At 46.3% G+C, this 18,585-nt stretch carries 17 protein-coding genes; 11 read left to right on the top strand and 6 right to left on the bottom strand.

Annotation, left to right across the window (positions count from 1 at the left end):
- Nucleotides 1–66: 66 nt before the first annotated feature.
- The 6 genes from carA (at nt 67) to QT973_RS00810 (ending at nt 6,216) form a co-directional block, all read left to right on the top strand.
- Complete coding sequence (gene carA, locus QT973_RS00835; protein ID WP_333057154.1) at nt 67–1,224, top strand: glutamine-hydrolyzing carbamoyl-phosphate synthase small subunit; 1,158 nt, start codon at nt 67–69, stop codon at nt 1,222–1,224.
- A gap of 188 nt (nt 1,225–1,412) precedes the next feature.
- On the top strand, nt 1,413–1,769 hold the full coding sequence (locus QT973_RS00830; RefSeq protein ID WP_333037230.1) for an STAS domain-containing protein: 357 nt from the start codon (nt 1,413–1,415) through the stop codon (nt 1,767–1,769).
- A gap of 383 nt (nt 1,770–2,152) precedes the next feature.
- Complete coding sequence (locus tag QT973_RS00825; RefSeq protein ID WP_333057156.1) at nt 2,153–2,599, top strand: ribonuclease III domain-containing protein; 447 nt, start codon at nt 2,153–2,155, stop codon at nt 2,597–2,599.
- A 216-nt stretch (nt 2,600–2,815) separates the two neighbouring features.
- Nucleotides 2,816–3,997 (top strand): transposase, encoded by a 1,182-nt coding sequence (locus QT973_RS00820; RefSeq protein WP_333057157.1) that lies wholly within the window; start codon nt 2,816–2,818, stop codon nt 3,995–3,997.
- A gap of 162 nt (nt 3,998–4,159) precedes the next feature.
- Nucleotides 4,160–5,641 carry a 23S rRNA (guanosine(2251)-2'-O)-methyltransferase RlmB gene (gene rlmB / locus QT973_RS00815; RefSeq protein ID WP_333390310.1) on the top strand — a complete coding sequence of 494 codons (1,482 nt, stop codon included), beginning with the start codon at nt 4,160–4,162 and terminating at the stop codon, nt 5,639–5,641.
- Nucleotides 5,642–5,937: 296 nt separating this feature from the next.
- On the top strand, nt 5,938–6,216 hold the full coding sequence (locus tag QT973_RS00810; protein ID WP_333057159.1) for a DUF1816 domain-containing protein: 279 nt from the start codon (nt 5,938–5,940) through the stop codon (nt 6,214–6,216).
- Nucleotides 6,217–6,351: 135 nt separating this feature from the next.
- Here the strand turns inward: QT973_RS00810 and QT973_RS00805 are convergent, their stop codons facing one another.
- The 3 genes from QT973_RS00805 to QT973_RS00795 form a co-directional block, all read right to left on the bottom strand.
- Entirely contained in the window at nt 6,352–7,182 is an 831-nt protein-coding gene (locus QT973_RS00805) for an alpha/beta hydrolase (protein ID WP_333233605.1), read from the bottom strand.
- A 55-nt stretch (nt 7,183–7,237) separates the two neighbouring features.
- Nucleotides 7,238–8,542, bottom strand: a complete 1,305-nt coding sequence (locus tag QT973_RS00800) for a serine hydrolase (RefSeq protein WP_333057161.1) — start codon at nt 8,540–8,542, stop codon at nt 7,238–7,240.
- A 213-nt stretch (nt 8,543–8,755) separates the two neighbouring features.
- Entirely contained in the window at nt 8,756–9,211 is a 456-nt protein-coding gene (locus tag QT973_RS00795; RefSeq protein WP_333057162.1) for a helix-turn-helix domain-containing protein, read from the bottom strand.
- Between the two features lie 1,244 nt (nt 9,212–10,455).
- On the opposite strand from QT973_RS00795, the gene gatA reads away from it, so the two are divergent.
- Together gatA and QT973_RS00785 are read left to right on the top strand one after the other, a co-directional pair.
- A complete protein-coding gene (gene gatA, locus QT973_RS00790; protein ID WP_333057204.1) occupies nt 10,456–11,916 on the top strand; it encodes an Asp-tRNA(Asn)/Glu-tRNA(Gln) amidotransferase subunit GatA in 1,461 nt (486 codons plus the stop codon).
- A 142-nt stretch (nt 11,917–12,058) separates the two neighbouring features.
- The gene (locus tag QT973_RS00785; RefSeq protein ID WP_333057163.1) at nt 12,059–13,174 is read left to right on the top strand and encodes an alpha/beta fold hydrolase; all 1,116 of its coding nucleotides are present in this window, start codon (nt 12,059–12,061) and stop codon (nt 13,172–13,174) included.
- 102 nt (nt 13,175–13,276) lie between these two features.
- On the opposite strand, the gene QT973_RS00780 is transcribed toward QT973_RS00785, so the two are convergent.
- Nucleotides 13,277–14,020 carry a pentapeptide repeat-containing protein gene (locus tag QT973_RS00780; protein WP_333057165.1) on the bottom strand — a complete coding sequence of 248 codons (744 nt, stop codon included), beginning with the start codon at nt 14,018–14,020 and terminating at the stop codon, nt 13,277–13,279.
- 306 nt (nt 14,021–14,326) lie between these two features.
- On the opposite strand from QT973_RS00780, the gene QT973_RS00775 reads away from it, so the two are divergent.
- The 3 genes from QT973_RS00775 (at nt 14,327) to QT973_RS00765 (ending at nt 16,050) form a co-directional block, all read left to right on the top strand.
- The gene (locus QT973_RS00775; RefSeq protein WP_333057166.1) at nt 14,327–14,455 is read left to right on the top strand and encodes a hypothetical protein; all 129 of its coding nucleotides are present in this window, start codon (nt 14,327–14,329) and stop codon (nt 14,453–14,455) included.
- Nucleotides 14,456–14,636: 181 nt separating this feature from the next.
- On the top strand, nt 14,637–15,287 hold the full coding sequence (locus tag QT973_RS00770; RefSeq protein ID WP_333057167.1) for an ATP-binding protein: 651 nt from the start codon (nt 14,637–14,639) through the stop codon (nt 15,285–15,287).
- A 463-nt stretch (nt 15,288–15,750) separates the two neighbouring features.
- A complete protein-coding gene (locus QT973_RS00765; RefSeq protein WP_333057168.1) occupies nt 15,751–16,050 on the top strand; it encodes a DUF3593 domain-containing protein in 300 nt (99 codons plus the stop codon).
- A 169-nt stretch (nt 16,051–16,219) separates the two neighbouring features.
- Here the strand turns inward: QT973_RS00765 and QT973_RS00760 are convergent, their stop codons facing one another.
- A complete protein-coding gene (locus QT973_RS00760; protein WP_333207650.1) occupies nt 16,220–17,812 on the bottom strand; it encodes a helix-hairpin-helix domain-containing protein in 1,593 nt (530 codons plus the stop codon).
- Nucleotides 17,805–18,584, bottom strand: coding sequence for an LAGLIDADG family homing endonuclease (locus QT973_RS00755; RefSeq protein WP_333207651.1), 780 nt, complete (start codon nt 18,582–18,584; stop codon nt 17,805–17,807). Before QT973_RS00755 ends, QT973_RS00760 begins: the two co-directional genes overlap by 8 nt.
- Nucleotide 18,585 lies beyond the last annotated feature (1 nt).

Here is an 18,585-nt window from a genome sequence, read left to right as displayed (position 1 = left end):
TGCCGACTAGCATCAAATCCCTGGCAGTGGTAAGAATTAAACCAAACGAAAGTAATTAAGGATGCCATGTCACTTTCAACTGCACAACCCGCTCTCCTAGTCCTGGCTGACGGTACTGCTTACCGCGGCTGGTCGTTTGGCGCTGACGCCACCGTCGTTGGCGAGGTAGTATTTAATACTGGAATGACGGGCTACCAAGAAGTATTGACCGATCCCAGCTATTGCGGTCAAATTGTCACTTTTACTTATCCAGAATTGGGCAATACCGGGGTAAATCTTGAAGACGAAGAATCCTCGCGCCCGCAAATTCGGGGTGCGATCGCCCGGAACGTATGCAGCCGCCCCAGCAACTGGCGCTGCTCACAATCTCTGCAAGACTATCTGAAACAGTACGATATCCCCGGAATTTACGGGATCGACACCCGCGCCCTCACTCGCAAAATTCGCACGGTGGGAGCGATCAACGGTGGCATTTCGACCACGATTCTCGACCAGGCAGAGCTTTTGGAACTCGTGCAAGATGCCCCCAGCATGGACGGGCTGAATCTGGTCCAGGAAGTCACCACCCGCAAGGTTTACGAGTGGTCTGAAGCCACGGACTCGGTTTGGGAGTTCAGTCCTACAGTCAAACCTGAAGAAGGCAAAATGTGGACGGTGGTAGCGCTAGACTTTGGGATCAAGCGCAACATCCTGCGGCGTCTGGCGAGTTACGGGTGTCGGGTCATCGTTGTCCCCGCTGACACGTCGCCGGAGGAAATCCTCAAATACAACCCGGACGGCATTTTTCTGTCCAACGGCCCCGGAGATCCGGCGGCGGTAACGGAAGGGATCGCGACTGCGAAAGCTTTGTTAAAGTCGGACAAACCCGTATTCGGCATCTGCATGGGACACCAAATTTTGGGACTTTCCTTGGGTGCAGAAACTTTTAAACTTAAGTTCGGCCATCGGGGATTGAATCATCCAGCGGGTTTAACTCAGCAAGTAGAAATTACTAGCCAAAATCATGGTTTTGCGATCGACCCCGATTCCCTAGCCCCCGAAGTAGAGATTACTCATCTCAATTTGAACGATCGCACCGTAGCCGGATTGAAGCATAAAACTCTGCCGCTGTTTTCAGTGCAATACCACCCCGAAGCCAGTCCGGGCCCGCACGACGCCGACTATTTATTCGATCGATTCGTGCAGTCAATGCGAGACAATCAGAAAGTAGCCAGCAGTAAGTAGTCAGCAGTCAGCAGTCAGCAGTCATTAGTCAGTAGTCATCAGAGGCTGTTTGTGTCGATCGCTTCTGACTAATGACTCATGACTAATGACTCATGACTAAAAAACTGTAGACAAAAGACCAAAAAACTCCTATAATGAAGCCTCGACTTTAAGCCATATCTAGCTAGGAGGGTGTCATTCCTGAGTCATTGACCCTGACCGTTAGCCTCAGAGGCACTCGCGAAGTCAAGAATAACTATCAGTTATTTCGCTTGACGGGCCTGCTGGACGCTTTTTCTGAGGCAACTTTTCGGAAGGTAATAAGCAAATGTATTGACGAGGGCCCAAAACACGTAATTTTGGACTTGTCTCAGATAGATTTTGTGGATAGTTCAGGCTTGGGCGCACTTGTGCAACTTGTCAAAAAAGCCCAAACCTTGGAAGGGACATTGCAAATTGTCTCAAATCCCCGCGTAACTCAGACTGTTAAACTGGTTCGCTTAGAGAAATTTCTGTCTTTGCAGCCTTCGGTTGATGAGGCGGTAAAAAACGTCAAGGATGCTTGACGCCAAAGTGAATTAAATTAGCTATCCGGTTCTCAACGCTGGATAGCAAATTTTTATTTTTGTCGTGGTAAAACAATACCGATTTTCCCAGAAGCTGCGACACGCACCAGCCGCTATTTCCCCGATGCTTAGAGTTTCGGTGGAGGGGCAGTAAAATATGTGTGGCAAACACGCGGAAAAATGGTACAAAAATTAGAGCATCCCGATTTGGTAAAAAGCCTTTTTTAGGAGTGCGATCGTCGCGCCAAGCTTTGCCTATATATCTCGCTTCGTGCTCTGAGAGCGAACAGTCCTGTAAAAGCTATAATTGCGGAAGTGACGAAAGACGAAATAAGTAAGTAACTAGAAAAACCAAGCTGTGCGGAAGTTTTATTTAAAAAAGTATGTCGCCGATCGCAGATGACGGACTCAAACTGAGTCTGACGGATATCAGTTTAAATCGAGTGCATCCTGCGAGGGCTACACCAGCAGAAATAGAAAGAATTTCGCCCGCAGCCTGGGCATATTTGGGAGATGCAGTGTACGAACTCTACATTCGGAGTTCGTACTTAGTCCCGCCCAGAAGATTGCAAGCTTATCACGAATTGGTGGTGGGGCAAGTACGAGCCGAAACTCAAGCGCGTCACTTGCGATCGCTCTCTCCTTACTTGAACAGTACAGAATTAGCAATTGTCAAGCGCGGCCGCAATGCTGCAGCGGGCCGTTCTAAGCGAGCAGATCCAGAGATATACCAACAAGCCAGCAGCTTAGAAACTTTGATCGGATATTTGTACCTCACCGATCCCGAAAGATTGACCGAGATTCTGGCACTTTTAGAACTTGAGACTTAAAGGATTTAGCAGTTAAGAGTTGGGAATGGGGAGGGAGTAATTAACCATCCTGGCACGGCTAACATAAAACCGCAAAAATCTCGATCGGCAAAACAAGATTTATCAAAGAAATGGGTTTAAAACCCCGTCGTTCTAGGACGGCTTTAATTCCTTCTGAATTTTCCCGATCGTGTTAAAATAGTATGGCATACTAAAGTAGTAAAACAGCTAAAAATAATGAAAGCAAGGTTCCAATACAGATTCTATCCAACCGATAGACAACGCCAGAGTTTGGCTCAGTTGTTTGGTTGTGTAAGAGTTGTTTGGAACGATGCTTTGGCTGTTAGCAGATGTGGCAAATATCCTGGGTACAACACTCTATCCAAGTCTCTAACTATATCTAAAAAGACAGAAGAAAGGGCATGGTTGAACGATGTTTCGTCCGTGCCGCTGCAACAATCCCTCAAACAGTTAGAGGTTGCTTACAAAAACTATTTTGATTTCCTAAAAGGGAAGAGAAAAGGCAAGAAAGTGGGTCAACCCAAATTCAAAAAAAAGACTAACAGTCAGTCTGCAACTTTTGCTAAAACAGGTTTCTCTATCAAAGGTGAGTCCGTGGATCTGGCAAAAATTGGAAATGTTAGCCCTATTTGGTCTAGGGAGTTACCATCAGAGCCTAGCTCTGTAACTGTACTAAAGGACTGTGCTAATCGCTATTTCTTGAGCTTTGTAGTAGAAGTTAAGCCCGTTCAAATTGATGCTAAAAACCCAAGTGTCGGAATTGATTTAGGGATTAAAACTTTTGCTGTGATGAGTAATGGGGAGAAAGCTAAAAGTCCAGACTATAAAGTGTTAGATCGAAAAATTCGTAAACTCCAAAAAAAGCTAGCTCGGCAATCTAAAGACTCGAAACGCAGAAATAGAACTCGGATTCAGATAGCCAAACTGCACAATCAAATTGCAGACACCCGTAAAGATTTCTTGCACAAGCTGTCAACCAAAATTGTTAGTGAAAACCAAACTATCGTTTTAGAAGACTTGAATGTGTCTGGAATGGTCAAAAACCGCAAACTTGCTAGAGCTATTAGTCTTCAGGGATGGAGAGAATTCCGAACTTGGTGCGAGGCAAAGTCTGAGAAATTTGGTCGAGACTTTAGAGTAATTAGTCGCTGGGAGCCTACCAGTCAAATTTGCTCGGATTGCGGCTTTAAGTGGGGAAGACTGGATTTAAAAATCAGATCGGTTCAGTGTTTGAATTGTGGCACTGAACACGAACGCGATGAGAACGCTGCAAAAAATATAAACAAAGTCGGGATAGGGCATTGCCACGACTCTAAACGGACACAGAGACAGAGTAAGACGACTTCGGTTGCGTCAGTCAGTGAAGTGTCAAGAATCACCGCACTTTTAGGGCGGTGAGTATGTCAATAACTAGCTATTTGAACAGAGCAAAATCCTTGCTCCCTCGCTAGACTATCTCAAATCTCAAAGCCCAAAGATTGCTCCCTCAATCAAGAATCTCACATCTACAATCTACAATCGACTAGCCTTCAGCCAAAACCTTTTGACCACAAGAAACCAATGAGAAAATTTACCAAACCCAACTTTTCGCGATCGAATTCCGACAGCAAGCCATTCAAAAGCGAAGGCCGCCGTCAGGACTCACAACCATCCTCTCCCCGCTTTGAACGCAAGCCCCGTCCCGATACTCGCGGAGTAGACGCGCCTCAAAAGCGATCGACCTTCGCCCCACAATCGCGAGAAATGCCCGTGAGAGCAATTTTCAAACGGAGAGTCGATGCCGACAGCCAACCGGAAATTCGCAGAAATAATCATTTCAAAGACAGAGACAGCAGCCCGCAGGAATCCAGGGGCAATTATTACCAAGACAGAGACAGAGATAGCAGCCCGCAGCCGGCCCGCAACAATTTCCGAGACAGAGACAGAGATAGCAGCCCCCAGCCGGCCCGCAACAATTTCCGAGACAGAGACAGAGACAGCAGCCCCCAGCCGGCCCGCAACAATTTCCGAGACAGAGACAGAGACAGCAGCCCCCAGCCGGCCCGCAACAATTTCCGAGACAGAAACAGAGACAGCAGTCCGCAGCCGGCCCGCAACAATTTCCGAGACAGAAACAGAGACAGCAGCCCGCAGGAATCCAGGGGAAATTATTACAAAGACAGAGACAAAGACAATAGCCCGCAGGAATTCCGGGGCAACCATTTCAGAGACAGAGACAAAGACAGAGACACTCGCCCTGTTGACACTGCCTCCAATACAGTCGTGCAACCAGACGCAGACACAGACGACATGATTTACGGCCGCCATGCGGTACAAGCAGCTTTAGAAACAAACCAAGTCCTCAACCGGATCTGGGTTGTTCCCCACCTGCGCTACGATCCCCGCTTTCATAGCTTGCTAACCGAAGCCAAAGCCAACGGCAGCATCATTGACGAAGTTGACGATTTGCGCCTCGACTACATCACGCGCAAAGCAAACCACCAAGGCGTAGCGGCTCAAGTATCAGCCTACGAATACCTGGATTTGAGCGAACTGATCGCAAAGGCTAAGTCGGCTTGCGAAGATCCAGTAATTGTGGTAGCAGAAGGACTCAACGACCCGCACAATCTAGGGGCGATTATTCGCACCGCAGAAGCATTGGGATCTCAGGGCATGGTGATTCCGCAGCGGCGGGCGGTTGGGATTACCTCAGCAGTGAGAAAAGTGGCAGCAGGGGCATTGGAAAGCCTGCCCGTGGCAAGGGTTGTCAATCTTAACCGGGCTCTGGAAGAACTCAAAGAGGCTGGATTCTGGATTTATGGCACTGCAGCAGGCGTCGGTCAATCTATAGAGACAGTCAAGTTCTCCGGGCCGACTGTTTTAGTGGTGGGTGGTGAGGCTGACGGTTTGAGCCTTTTGATACAGCGCGGATGTGACGGATTAGTTTCAATTCCTTTAAGGGGCCAGACTCCTAGCCTGAATGTCTCGGTAGCAACGGGGATGGCTTTATACGAAATTTACCGTCAGCGCGGGCCCAAAAAGTTTCACGTACACGGATCGTAAAGGTGGTTGAAAAAAAGAGCACAACAGAGTAGTTTATTGTCAATGCCGCCCAGCATGGAGTGGCACGACACCCGGAACAAGTAAGGATAGTCGATCGACTGTCGTTACTTGTTCCGGCGAAAGTAGAAGAAGCCTAGCCCCTAGGTTCAAACAGGAATTCGACACAAATCTATTTAGATATATTTAAATAGGTTTGGAGCGGTTCTTGGCAGCAGTCAGCCACGTGTAAATAACAAAAGCCTAGGCGTGTTCGCAGCACCCTGAAAACACCGTCAAATACATTAGAAGAAAAGCAGATGAAAGAATTCTTGATTAGCTTGCTCAACTTTTTCGGATTGGCTTGGTGGGTTGAAGTTAAAACTTCAGCGCCGCGGTGCATTTACTATTTTGGCCCGTTCTTAACCCAAGCAGAGGCGGCAACTGCAAAAGCAGGATATGTAGAAGACATAGAAAATGAAGGGGCAGAAGGTGTTAGTGTTTCGATTCACCGCTGCAAACCAATTACTTTGACGGTTGCAGAAGATTTGGGAAAGCTTGGTGATGGAGGGCTGTGGCCGGTTTTGAGCGGTCAGTAGAAGCAGGGGGAATTTTGAGTTTTGAGAGGCCTACGCTTCCCTCGCAACGCTGTGCGGTTTTGAGTTGTCAGTTGTAACTTCAAAACAGTTGAGTGTTGGGTGATTAATTGCTTGTGACAAACTCCAAATTTAAGACTAGCAATTGCCCACTGCTTCGGGGTGACTCTCTATCCAACGATCGATGTCTGCGAGTACCCGATCGGGAATTTCCCAAGGGAACAAGTGGGCTGTATTGGGATAACACTGCCACTGACAATCATGGAGGTGGCGGGCGGTTTCTAAACTGGATGCTGAGGTGATGTGCCGATCGCCCTCTCCGGCCAACACCAAGCACGGACAATGAATGTCGCCCAGGTGCAGCAGTCGATCGTATCCAGCCCTCAGAGCGGTATTTAACGCCTTGGTGGCCGTGTTGGAAGTCTTGAGGTAGGCGGGGGTACCTGCCTGTGCTAAGTAGCGGTAAGGGGTGGCTTTATGCTGCTGTATCAAGTAGCGAAAGAGCGATCGCCTCGCAAAAGTATCAATATTCCACTGCCAACCCGGTATCACCCAATTGATAATTCCGGCTAAACCAGTGTAAAGGTTATCTTGCCAAGAGAGGGGAGGGTGACTTCCTCGCGGTTTGGCTGCGGATGCAAGTAGAATCAAACCGGTGACTCGCTGGGGATATTTCATGGCTAATTCCAGGGCTAAAATCCCTCCCAAAGACCATCCGATCACCAAACACCGATCGACTCCTAATCTGTCTAATAGTGCTTCTAAATCGACCAGATGATCGGTCATTTCAAAGAAAGTTGAGGTGCGGCTGTTGCCGTATCCGCGCAAGTCTGGGGCGATCGTCTGGAACCGCTTTGATAGGTGTTCTGTGAATACCGACATACAATCGCCGGAACCTGGATGGCCGTGCAAGCAGAGAATAGGAAATCCTTTGCCTTTGACGGAAACACTGAGTTGTTGATGCGGCATTTTTTAACTGTTTGGGCGGTGCGTTGTCCCCGCTATAAATTGTATATTCCAGCGGTCAAAAGCTGGGGTTTCGGACCATGTAATCGGCAATTTTAGAAATAGACTGGCGCATTTGTAGCTCGCCGCTGCGGCTGTCAATCACAGTAATCACATAGGCCTCGTCGTCAATGCTCATCGCTAAAGTTGTGCCGAGCACCTTGGAATTTTGACCGGTTTTTTCGCCCAACCACTGAGCTTTAGTTCCTTGCAAGGCGGCAAATCCCAGAGCGTGATCGTACTGGCGGTTGAGAGTTTCTATTAATAGTTTAGCACCGGGTGTTTCGCCGTTGTAAATTTGCACCATCATTTCGGTGAGTTCGTTAGCAGTCAGGCGGTTGCGACCAGAACCGGGGTTGGAGGGCATAATTCTTTCCCCCATTAATTTGAAGTTGACGCGGGTGACTTCGTAGCCGCTATTATCTAAATATTGATTGATGTAATCCGAACCTAAATAATCGATTAGTTGATTGGTGGCGATATTGCTGCTGCGATAGATCATTTCTTCTAACAGTAGCTGTAGCGGATAATTGCGATTAGACCTAATCTTTGCCGATGCGTCTTCGGTGAAATTACCGCGAGTGACTAATACTTCCTGGTTCAGACTAATTTTTTCTTTTTCGACTTTTTGCATCAGGGCGACAGCAATCGGCAATTTAATTAAGCTGGCTGGACTGACAGGAGGTACATCGCCCCGCAGGTGTACGCACTCTCTAGAAAGGTTGCAAATACCGATCGAAGCTTGAGCCGACAAACCGCTTTCCCGGGCAAGTGCACCCAAAACATCAGATTTTGCTTGCTGCACTTGAGAGGTTGCTGCTGTTAAATTTCCCCGGTATTCTTGAGTTTTTGAGGCAGTGACGGAAGCTAAAAATGAATTTTGAGGAACTTCCTGCAAGTTGTTGAGGGCTTGATGCCAGAAAAATTGAGTTTGCTGCGAAGATGCGATCGACTTATTGGGCTGCTGTTTAGTTTCTACGGCTCTGTTGGCTAAACGGACTGCTTGCTGTAAGTTGTCGTTAGCCCTCTTTTCTACTAATATTTGAGCTTCCACCGCTTGCAACTGCTGTAGCAGTTGTTCTTGAGGATTGGCGGCTGCGAAGGGAACTAAGCCGGAGAGGATGCTTGGTTCTGGGGAGGGAGATGAGGGTTGTTCTAATTCGGCAATTAGCCCATCGCGAATTTTGTAGAGTTCGTCTAGGGAACGGGGGTTAGATGATTGAGAGAATGAACTTGCGATGGTTAACATCTGAACCAGTCCAATGCCGGCTACTACTGCCGCCATCTTGTTGGCGATCGACAAAAAACGCCTGATATCTGGCATATTTAACATCCTCAACACAACCAAATTCTATATAAGCAGCTATTGTTACATCAGTCAAACGATTTTAGATTTTAGATTTTAGATTTTAGATTTTTTCTTCAATCTAAAATCTAAAATCTAAAATAGTTCGATCGCGCCAATGTGGCAAAATAACCAAAATAAAGGGAGCGATCGCACGAAGGCAATCAACCCCCTCTAAATATTGCGAACTATCTACTTTCTGCGCCGCCGTCGCCAGTCAGCACCCAACCGCTTGAGGTAATCCCAGCCGCGTTGGGGCCAGACATGATCGCTACCAATCTTTTCGGCAATCCAGCGAGCGACTTTGGGGCCTGTCCAGTCTCCGCCGTCGGGGGCAGGGCCTAGCAGGGCTTGTCGCAGTTCTTCTTGCTGTTCAGGATTCAGCAAGGATTTTGCAGGAGGGGGCTGGCGGTCTCCGCTGCGGTTCCTGACAGAGTTAGGCCCTTCTCGGTTATAGCGCTGGACAATTTCTTTGGCGTAGTCGTAGTTGAGGCCTACGACTTGGGCTGCTTGTTTGATAGTCCAATTTCGGGACACTAACAGCAGCAAGTGCCAGCGGCGCGACTCTGTGGTGTTTTGTGCCTGCCGGTAGCGAATTTTGAGTTCCTCTGCCGTCAGGTGGGATTCTAAGTGAGCTTTAGGTGGCATTCCTCCAACGGGGCATCGGGAACTTCTTACCATATATCTTTGGTTTTGGGGATAATTCCGGATGAAATTATTTTCCTGGGGATCGTGGCGGCAAATACCTAGCGTTTTTTAGCGCAGATGCACGCAGCTAGTCGCATTTGAGGAAGGACCAAGAATTTCAAACGTGGTACCCGCCACGTGATTTATCCGTGGAATCAATCCAAAATCTAAAATCGAAAATCACTTATTGCCCCCGCATTTATCCGTGGGGTCGCCTCTAAAATCTAAAATCGAAAATCTAAAATCGATTGACTGCTGTTTTTTTTGCAGGTGCGCGCAACAAAAGACCTCGGTGTGGCGGTGAGCGTTCCGAGCTTTTTTGTGAACCCCAGATTTCTGACAGGCTTTTTGAGCTCTAGTACAATGGGCGTGGATCGGAAAAGGTCGATTACTATTTTCTTCGATCGCGCCGCAGCCATTAATTCACTCGGCTGACTGATAACTTTCAGTGATTGTTGACTAAAAAACTGCTCTTCCTAATCTGACCATAATTATTAGGGTATCGACAGCCATACTCTAATATTTTATTAGCATCCTTTTCTATTTTTCCTTCATGTTTTTCGGAATATTCAGGACGTGATTAATTTCACAAGAAATCCGAGGCAGATGCTGCTAACTATGCTATTAAAAATAAATCAGATATAACAAGCGTGGGATTTTTTATATAACAAAAATTTTAGTAAAGTCTGAATATTCCAGCAATAAAGCAGTCATTATCTGGGATTATTTGATTTTTTAGGGCATCTTTTTTCCCATAAATCCTGGGTTGCATCGAGGACAAACTGGGCTGTAATATTTTAGAATTTAGATTACAGAATTTGGAATGACTGATTTCCTAATGATTGCGATCTTGCATAGACAGTCTTGGAGACCGAACCTAATTATGTAGGGGTCGCATTGCACACCTTACCCCTTACTCATATAAATCTGGCGTCAAACCACTTTTTGCATCAGTGCTGATACAGTTGCATTCTTGGTTTGTTAAAAAATTAGGTAAAAAACTCGATCGCTATTTGGTGGCCCGTGGGATTTGGGTAATTTAATCTATTGTATATAAAATGACCGATCGCCCGTTAGCGGAGCCCTCTTCGAGGCTCAAACTTTCGCCACAAAAATAGCCGACTTTGCCTTCGGGCTGTAAGCAGGTACAATTGCCAGTTATATTAACTGTATTGTCTCAAAGTAGAAATGATAAAGGTACGAGCATGGCATCCATCCGCGAGTTGCACCGACAACTGGTCAATAAAGAACGCTCTGCTGTGGAAATTACTCAAGAAGCATTAGACCGAATTACCCAGCTAGAGCCGAAGTTGAAAAGCTTTCTGTGCGTGACAGCAGACAGCGCACTGGCGCAGGCCCATAAAGTGGATGCCCAAATCGCAGCCGGAGAGCAAATTGGCCTGTTGGCCGGCATCCCGATCGCCGTTAAAGATAATATGTGCACCGAGGGCGTTCCCACAACCTGCGCCTCTCGGATTTTGGAGAATTTTGTTCCTCCCTACGATGCCACCGTCGTCTCGAAACTCCAAGCAGCCGGTGCGGTGATTGTGGGTAAGGCGAATATGGACGAGTTTGCAATGGGGAGCTCGACAGAAACTTCTGCTTATCAAGTTACCGCGAATCCTTGGGACTTGGAGCGCGTGCCCGGAGGGTCTTCTGGCGGTTCTGCCGCAGCGGTAGCCGCTGGAGAATGCGTCGTGAGTTTGGGTTCGGATACTGGGGGATCAATCCGCCAACCTGCTGCTTTTTGCGGGTTGGTGGGGCTGAAACCGACTTATGGGTTGGTTTCTCGCTACGGTTTGGTGGCCTATGCTTCTTCTCTCGATCAAATCGGGCCCTTTGGCCGGACTGTTGAGGATTCGGCGATTTTGTTGGGGGCGATCGCCGGTTACGATCCGAAAGATTCCACGAGTCTTAATGTCCCAATTCCTGACTACGCTCAAGCTTTAAGACCCAGTTTGCGACCGAAGGGTCAGATTAGAATTGGTGTAATTAAAGAAACTTTTGGTGTAGGGCTGGACTCCGGGGTTAAAGACGCTGTTACTAAGGCGATCGAGCAATTTCAACAATTGGGCGCCGAAATTCAAGTCATTTCTTGTCCCCGGTTCCGCTACGGTTTGCCCACTTACTACATTATTGCTCCCTCGGAAGCTTCGGCAAATTTGGCGCGATATGATGGAGTTAAGTACGGTTTCCGGTCTCCAGACTCCGATAATCTTTTGGATATGTATGCCAAAACCCGCTCTCAAGGGTTCGGTGCGGAAGTTAAACGCCGGATTGCGATCGGCACTTACGTATTGTCGGCTGGATATTACGATGCTTATTATCTAAAAGCTCAAAAAGTTCGGACTTTGATTAAAGAAGACTTTGAAAAAGCTTTTTCTCAAGTTGATGTTTTAGTCTGTCCCACTGCTCCTACTACCGCATTTAAGGCAGGCGAAAAATTCAATGACCCCCTGAGTATGTATTTGTCAGATTTGATGACTATTCCGGTGAATCTTGCTGGTTTGCCAGCTTTGAGTTTGCCCTGCGGATTTGATGATAAAGGACTGCCGGTGGGTATACAACTGATTGGTAATGTTTTGCAAGAATCTCGGTTGTTTCAGGTGGCTCACGCTTACGAACAGTCTACGAATTGGCACTTGCACCACCCCGAATTGCATTAATTTCTGAAAATCGGCGGAATACGGTGGCGGAAGTTAGTAATCGATCTTGGCTAATTGTCTGAATTAATAATTTGCCATTAGCTTTTGAGCGATCTCTAATTTCCCGCGTGCTCTATCTATGAACAATTTCCTAGTATTCCTTTTGTCTAAATCGCTAATAGCTTTTGGGATAGTTTTGGCCGTTGCTTATTCTGCTGCTTGTGTATTCCTCTTTGTAGCGCAAGGTAAGTTTATCTTTTTTCCTGCGCGGGCGATCGAAACTACGCCAGATGATTTTCAGTTGCAATATCAAGATGTTTGGTTGCCAATTCCAACTAAAACAGGCGCGGTGGACAGCGTTCACGGGTGGTGGATTCCTGCATCGGAAAATCCCCCCAGCCCCCCCGAAGCTAGGGGTGGAGCAAGAAAGGGGCAGGCTGTTCCCTCTGTTAACACCGGAGACTCGGATACCCCCCCCAGCCCCCCCTTGCCAAGGGGGGGAGCAAGAAAGGGGGAGGCTGTTCCCTCTGTTAACACCGGAGACTCGGATACCCCCCCCAGCCCCCCCTTGCCAAGGGGGGGAGCTAGAGGAGTCGGAACGTCCCCGCAAAGTGAGAGACCGGCAGTCGCTCCGGTTCCCCCCCTTAACAAGGGGGGGTTAGGGGGGGTAGTTTTGTACCTGCACGGCAATGCTTCAAATGTGGGATCAAATGTCGAACACGCTTATCGATTTCATGGGTTAGGTTTGTCGGTATTTGTGATGGATTATCGTGGTTATGGCAAAAGCCAGGGCGATTTTCCGAGTGAATCTCAGGTTTATGAGGATGCTCAGCTTGCTTGGGATTATTTGGTGAAACAGCGGGGGATTAACCCGAATCAAATTTATCTCTACGGTCATTCTTTGGGAGGGGCGATCGCGATCGATCTAGCCTTGCGTCACCCGGAGGCGGCAGGGGTAATTGTAGAAGGCTCTTTTACTTCGACGCGGGCGATGGTGAATTTCCAAAAAGGGCTGTTTTGGATGTTTCCGATCGATGTTTTGCTGACACAGCGGTTTGATTCTCTTTCAAAAGTCGATCGCCTGCAAATGCCTGTGCTGTTTATTCACGGGACTGCTGACAATGTAGTTCCAGTGGAAATGACCAAAAAACTGTTTGATGCAGCACCTGAACCCAAACAGTTGTACATAGTTCCTGATGGAGGTCACACTAATGTGGCAGATATCGGGGGCGCAGAATATCTGCAAATACTGAGCCAATTTTTAGGTTGTTCACAGTAGATCAAAGCTCTTGGCGGTAACAGGTTAAGTTTGATATCTGTACCGCCTACTCGCACTTCTAACTGTACATATTAAACAGAGCAGTTATCGCGATGATACTACTTAGTAGAACCTTAATACATTAAGCCACCAGTCATTTAAGGCATAGCAGTAATTACAGTAATTGTTCGCGCTTATAGCTTCTTCTTTCTTAACCTCGCAGCCTCGCCAAGATGTTTTTTGGTTTGGCATCCTGGCACCGCAAAGATTGGCATCTGTGAGATTAGCTTTGTTCAATCTCGCATCCCTCAAGTCGGCATTTCTCAGGTCTGCACCGCTGAGATTTGCACCGCTTAAATCGGCTTCTTTGAGGTCTGCACCCCTGAGATTTGCACCGCTTAAATCGGCATTTCTTAGGTCAGTTCTAGTTAGTTTAGCGGCGCTCAAATTACTGCATTTTAAGTTAGCCAACTGGAGGGATGCGTCTGGCAGAAAACTCTCGCTGAGGTTGGCATTTTCTAAGTTGGCTCCCCTGATGTCGGCCCTGCTCATGTCGGCTTTGCTGAGGTCGGCGTCGGCCAAAAAGGCGTTTCTCATGTTGGCGTTGTTTAAATTAGCTTCCATTAAGTCAGCCGCAGTCAAGTCGGCATCAACTAAGTCAGCCCTGCTGAGAGTGGCGCGGCTCAAGGAAGCGCCAAACAAATCTGCACGGCTCAAGGAAGCGCCAAATAAGTCGCATCCGGGACATCCTCTGGTTTCTAGCAGCCGCTTTACTAGGGACAGATTTTGAGCTTGTAAGGGAAGTGCGGCGCAAAATGGGAGTAGCATTATCGCTGCTGTCAGAATTTTCAGTTTGATTTTGGTCATAGTCTTGGTAAGTCCTGTAACTGCCTTTCAACACCGATTAGTCTGCTGGACTTACGCGCGGGAGACCAAAAACCCGGTTTCCTCGTTAATTCATCGCTGTCCAACCCAAGATTCTAAGCAGAAACTGGGTGGTTTGCGTAAGTCCTAGTCTAGTGGATGGACGCGGCTCGACGGTGTAAGGTTCGTAGGCGTAAGCCGGGGCGTAGCCATCGCGCTCTCCATCGCGGATATTACCTACGCCTTTGGGATGAAAGCCCGCACATCAAGGCTCCCTTGCAGCGAACGACGATCGACCGGAGGCGCTAAATGCCAGGGATTCTATATCTGGCGACGGCAGCAGCAAGTGGCAGACTCCGACAACGGATAAGTATTGGTAATCGATGCAGTGGGATTTTGCTGCCGAGGGCGATCGTTCTCCCTACAGGCGATCGGTAAATAAGCCAATTGGCTTAGACTCTTAAGACATATTGCTGATGCGCTGCCTTCTATAAAAAAGATAGCATTTTTGTATGATCCCCGAAATAATACCGAGCCAGCAAGTATAAAAAAAATATACCAAATGTATCGGCGGGTGGGAAAATAGGGTACAGCTAATACTTTCAGACGAGGAAAATAGATGTCCAACAGCATAGATCAACTTGCAGAAGGTGGCAGGGGGATCAAACTCATGTGGCAGATTGCAGACGAGATCAGTTACACCCGGACTCTCGACGATCGAAACTGTTTGTGGCTGAGCAAAAGTTACGAAGTAGAAGGTTGCAATCGCTCCCAAAATATAAAAAAAGCTAGCGTTTTAGATGGGTTAATGAATTTATTAAACACCTGGGATTGGCAGACTGAAACAGAGCAGGAAGAAGAGCTGCATGAAACTTTTATTCAACATATTAGCCTGCAAGTCAACACAGATGTCAATGCTTTAACTCAAGTTTTGTTGTGGTTTGAACAGTTGAAAGATATATCGCTCCCCAATGAAGTTTGGTGGAAGATTCAGTTGGGGTTGGCTGAAGGTTTCACTAATGCAGTTCGCCACGCTCACAAAAATCTGCCAGTAGAAACTCCTGTGCAACTCGAAATTACGGTGTTTAATGGACGGTTGGAACTCAAAGTTTGGGATTGCGGGCCGTGTTTTGATTTTGATGCTAAGCTGAAGGAAATTATTGCAGCAGATAGAAATAACGGCTTGGATTTAGAGGTTTTGAACGAGGCTTACTTGATGCCTAGCAGACAGAAAACTTTGGAACCGTCTCTCTTTCTAATTGCTGGGTAGCTTTGGGGTGATGGACAATGGGAGCATCTCAATGAAAGCAGGCCTCCGCTAGAAATTGGAGTTTTGAGGCAGGAGTTTTGAGGCAGGAGGCAGGAGGGAAGAGGGAAGAGGAAGAAGGAAGGAGCCAGAAGAAGTGTTTTTACAAATATGAGATGCTTCCTGGACAATTAACAGACTGGCACGGTAAAAAATGTGTTAGTAGGCTAAAAACGGTGTTAGGGGGAAAATTTACGGGTTTTGTCTCCGCGTGGGTGAGGGGTTTTGAATACTGCCCACCTGCTGCGGCTTGGGTTAAGAGCTATGGTATTGGGTGATTCTATAGCGGTTCGATAGAAACGGGTGCATCTGTCGAATTAAATATTATAATTAAATATTAAAAACTCAACATTAAAGGTTAAAAATTATTCACACTAATTTTTGATATTTTAATTTATCATAGTATCTGGTCGCTCACCAATTACTAATGATTTCCAAAGAAACTTTATTTGTTCTGTCTCTATTTCCCTACTTGGGATTTCTCTGGTTTTTGACTCGATCGGGAAAAACACCCCGTTTAGCTCTGATGGGATTTTACGGGACTCTCGTTTTTGTAGCGGTGACGATTCCCGCCGCAATTTACGCAAAAGTTGCCTACAACGAGTCACTAGCAAATGTAGATTGGCTGCACGGTTCTGCGGAACTATTCTTGACACTTGCCAATATTTTATTAGTTTTAGGCTTTAGAGAAGCGGTGATTAAAGCCAAAGCATCCTCACAAGAATAAACTTGAGAGGGTAGTCGGGATTAATGCGAGACTTTCATTTGACTAGCGTCTGTTTAGGATCGCGAATTAAATAACTTACAATTTTAATTGTTATTGTGGGATGGGCGTCCCGCCCGTCCACTCATGACGGGCTATAAGAGCCCATCCCACTTTCAAGAGTGGAAGTTATTTAATTCTCATTCCTTAGTTGGGCGAGATAATTGACATACTGGTGAAGGCGATCGGTTTCAGTGTCAAGTAAACGACTAGCCCAAGAATGTACATTAAGTTGCGATCGCATTTCTCGAAATACCGCAGCATCCCCGCGATTTTCTAGAGGAAAAACCCAAGCATCAAATCCAGCCGACTTGAGCCGGCTAACAGTTCCCTCGCCATCTTGCACCCACAATTGAGGGCTAATGCGAAGGGGTTGACAGGAATATTCGCCGACAACCATTCCCCCCACAGAAACGCTAGCATCTTCTCCACGATTGGAAAGTTCTTGCAAAATAGCTTTGAGGGAATTGAGTTTTTTCCCGTCTTGTACTTGCTGCGGTGTCAGCTTGACAATCACCATTTCTAAAACTTCGACAGGTTTTGTCGATCGTACAACGTTGACTGGTTCCGCCGGCCAATGGTTATTTATTTCCGGTTGGGCCCTCTCGATTTCCTCTTCAACCTGTACTGTTTCCACCGGCTTTGCAGTGTCTACAATTATCTGAATTTCCTCTCCATCTTTCTCGATTTTTCCACTAATCAGTAAGATAGCATTCTCTACAATGTAAGGTTTCACTTGTTCGTAAGACTTGGGGAACACCACAGCTTTTATTTGAGCAGTCAAATCTTCTAATTGCAAAATTGCCATCGCATCGCCTTTTTTTGTCACTACCATTTTGATAGCGCTGAGCATGACAATAACTGATACTTTCCCCTTTTTATCTGCTAACTCTTCGAGAGTCACCACATCGGGGTCTGGGTTTACTTGCATGAGAAACTTTAGGGGATGTTCTGACACATAAAAGCCAAGCAGTTCTTTTTCTAAACGCAATTTTTCTTGGTTGTCATAATCTTTTATTAATTTAGATTTTGGCGCGGACTCATAGGTATTGACTGACTTGCCAAAGCTATTCCCACCTAACAAGTCAAAAAGATTACCTTGGCCGCTTTCTCGGTCTCTTTTGCGCTCTTGCGCCCATTTAATTACCCCTTCGAGGTCGTGTACTAATTGATTGCGGTTGTGTTCAATTTTATCAAAAGCACCGCATTGAATTAATGCTTCTAAAGCGCGGCGGTTGACAGAATGGAGATTTACGCGATCGCACAAATCAGCCAGCGATTTAAACTTACCCCCTTCCTGCCGCGCCGCCAAAATATTTTCAATTGCCGCTTCTCCCACATTTTTAACCGCCGAAATTCCAAACAAAATTTTATCTTTTGCAGAGCCAGTCATCTGTTTCGGCATCGGTGTAAAAGTAAGTTCCGAGCTATTAACATCGGGCGGCTCAACCTCAATACCCAGCTTGAGACAATTGGCAATATATTTCTGTACTTTATCCTGATCGCCCCTGTTAGCCGTCAGCAGTGCAGCCATGTATTCTAGAGGATAATTCGCCTTTAAATAGGCAGTTTGATAAGTGATATAGGCATAGGCCATTGAATGGGATTTATTAAAACAGTTAGATGCCACCAAACTATTTTCTAGGATAAAGTTATGTTCTCGTTCAACGCCTATGTCATAGACCTCTTGAGTTCCTAGTGATTTTCGACTAATAATTTTAACCATGTTTGTAACTCCTGAGAATAGCCTCTATTTTAGTTTTCTTTCGTTGCAATCCCAAGCTGGGATATTGATACACAAAATCATAGAATGCTTGTATATTTTTTCGACTAAAGATTCTCCAATAATAAACTTTTTTTAATTGATGCTCTTGTACAGAACCCATCCCTAGGTGCATTGCTAGTTCGCGGGCAAATTCAAAGGAACCAACAATGCAGACTAAACCGCCACTTCTACCTTTGTTTGCATAAGCACAACCGTCACCATCAAAATAGCCTAACACATAAGACCCTAAATATTTTAAGTTAGGGAAATAGGTAACTTCCGAAAAAGTTCTTCCTGTTATGATGCCGTAGCTCTGTAAAGAGCTTGCCAGCTTTTCAGAAGAAAAATTTATTCGGTAGTGAGGAGCATAATTTTGAGGCTGAATAACTCTAATTTCACCAGAGTATTGTAGCTCTATGCTGAGCATTTCTGTAAGTTCTTTGTCAATAGATTCAAAAGCTACATAATTAGTTTGAGTAACGCAGCCATCAGCAGCTATCAATCCTAATAAATAAGCTTTAGCTTGAGAGTCAATTACATCAAAATAGCTCTCATTTAAAGTATAGCGGTTTCGCCGCTTAGTATTAATGTTCGCTTCTTTTAAAACCCTTGAAACTGCTCTTTCGCTTACACCAAGGTAGTTAGGGATGTCTCGACACTCCATGCCCTGATTAAAAGCAGAAATGATTTTTTCCTTGTGTTCCGATTTTAGCTGCCTATAGTCGAGATACATT

This window comes from Microcoleus sp. Z1_A1, assembly GCF_036700305.1.
In the GTDB taxonomy this organism is placed as follows: domain Bacteria; phylum Cyanobacteriota; class Cyanobacteriia; order Cyanobacteriales; family Microcoleaceae; genus Microcoleus.
The sequence above is the reverse complement of the archived record's forward strand: the minus strand, read 5'-3'. Positions and strand labels throughout refer to the sequence as shown.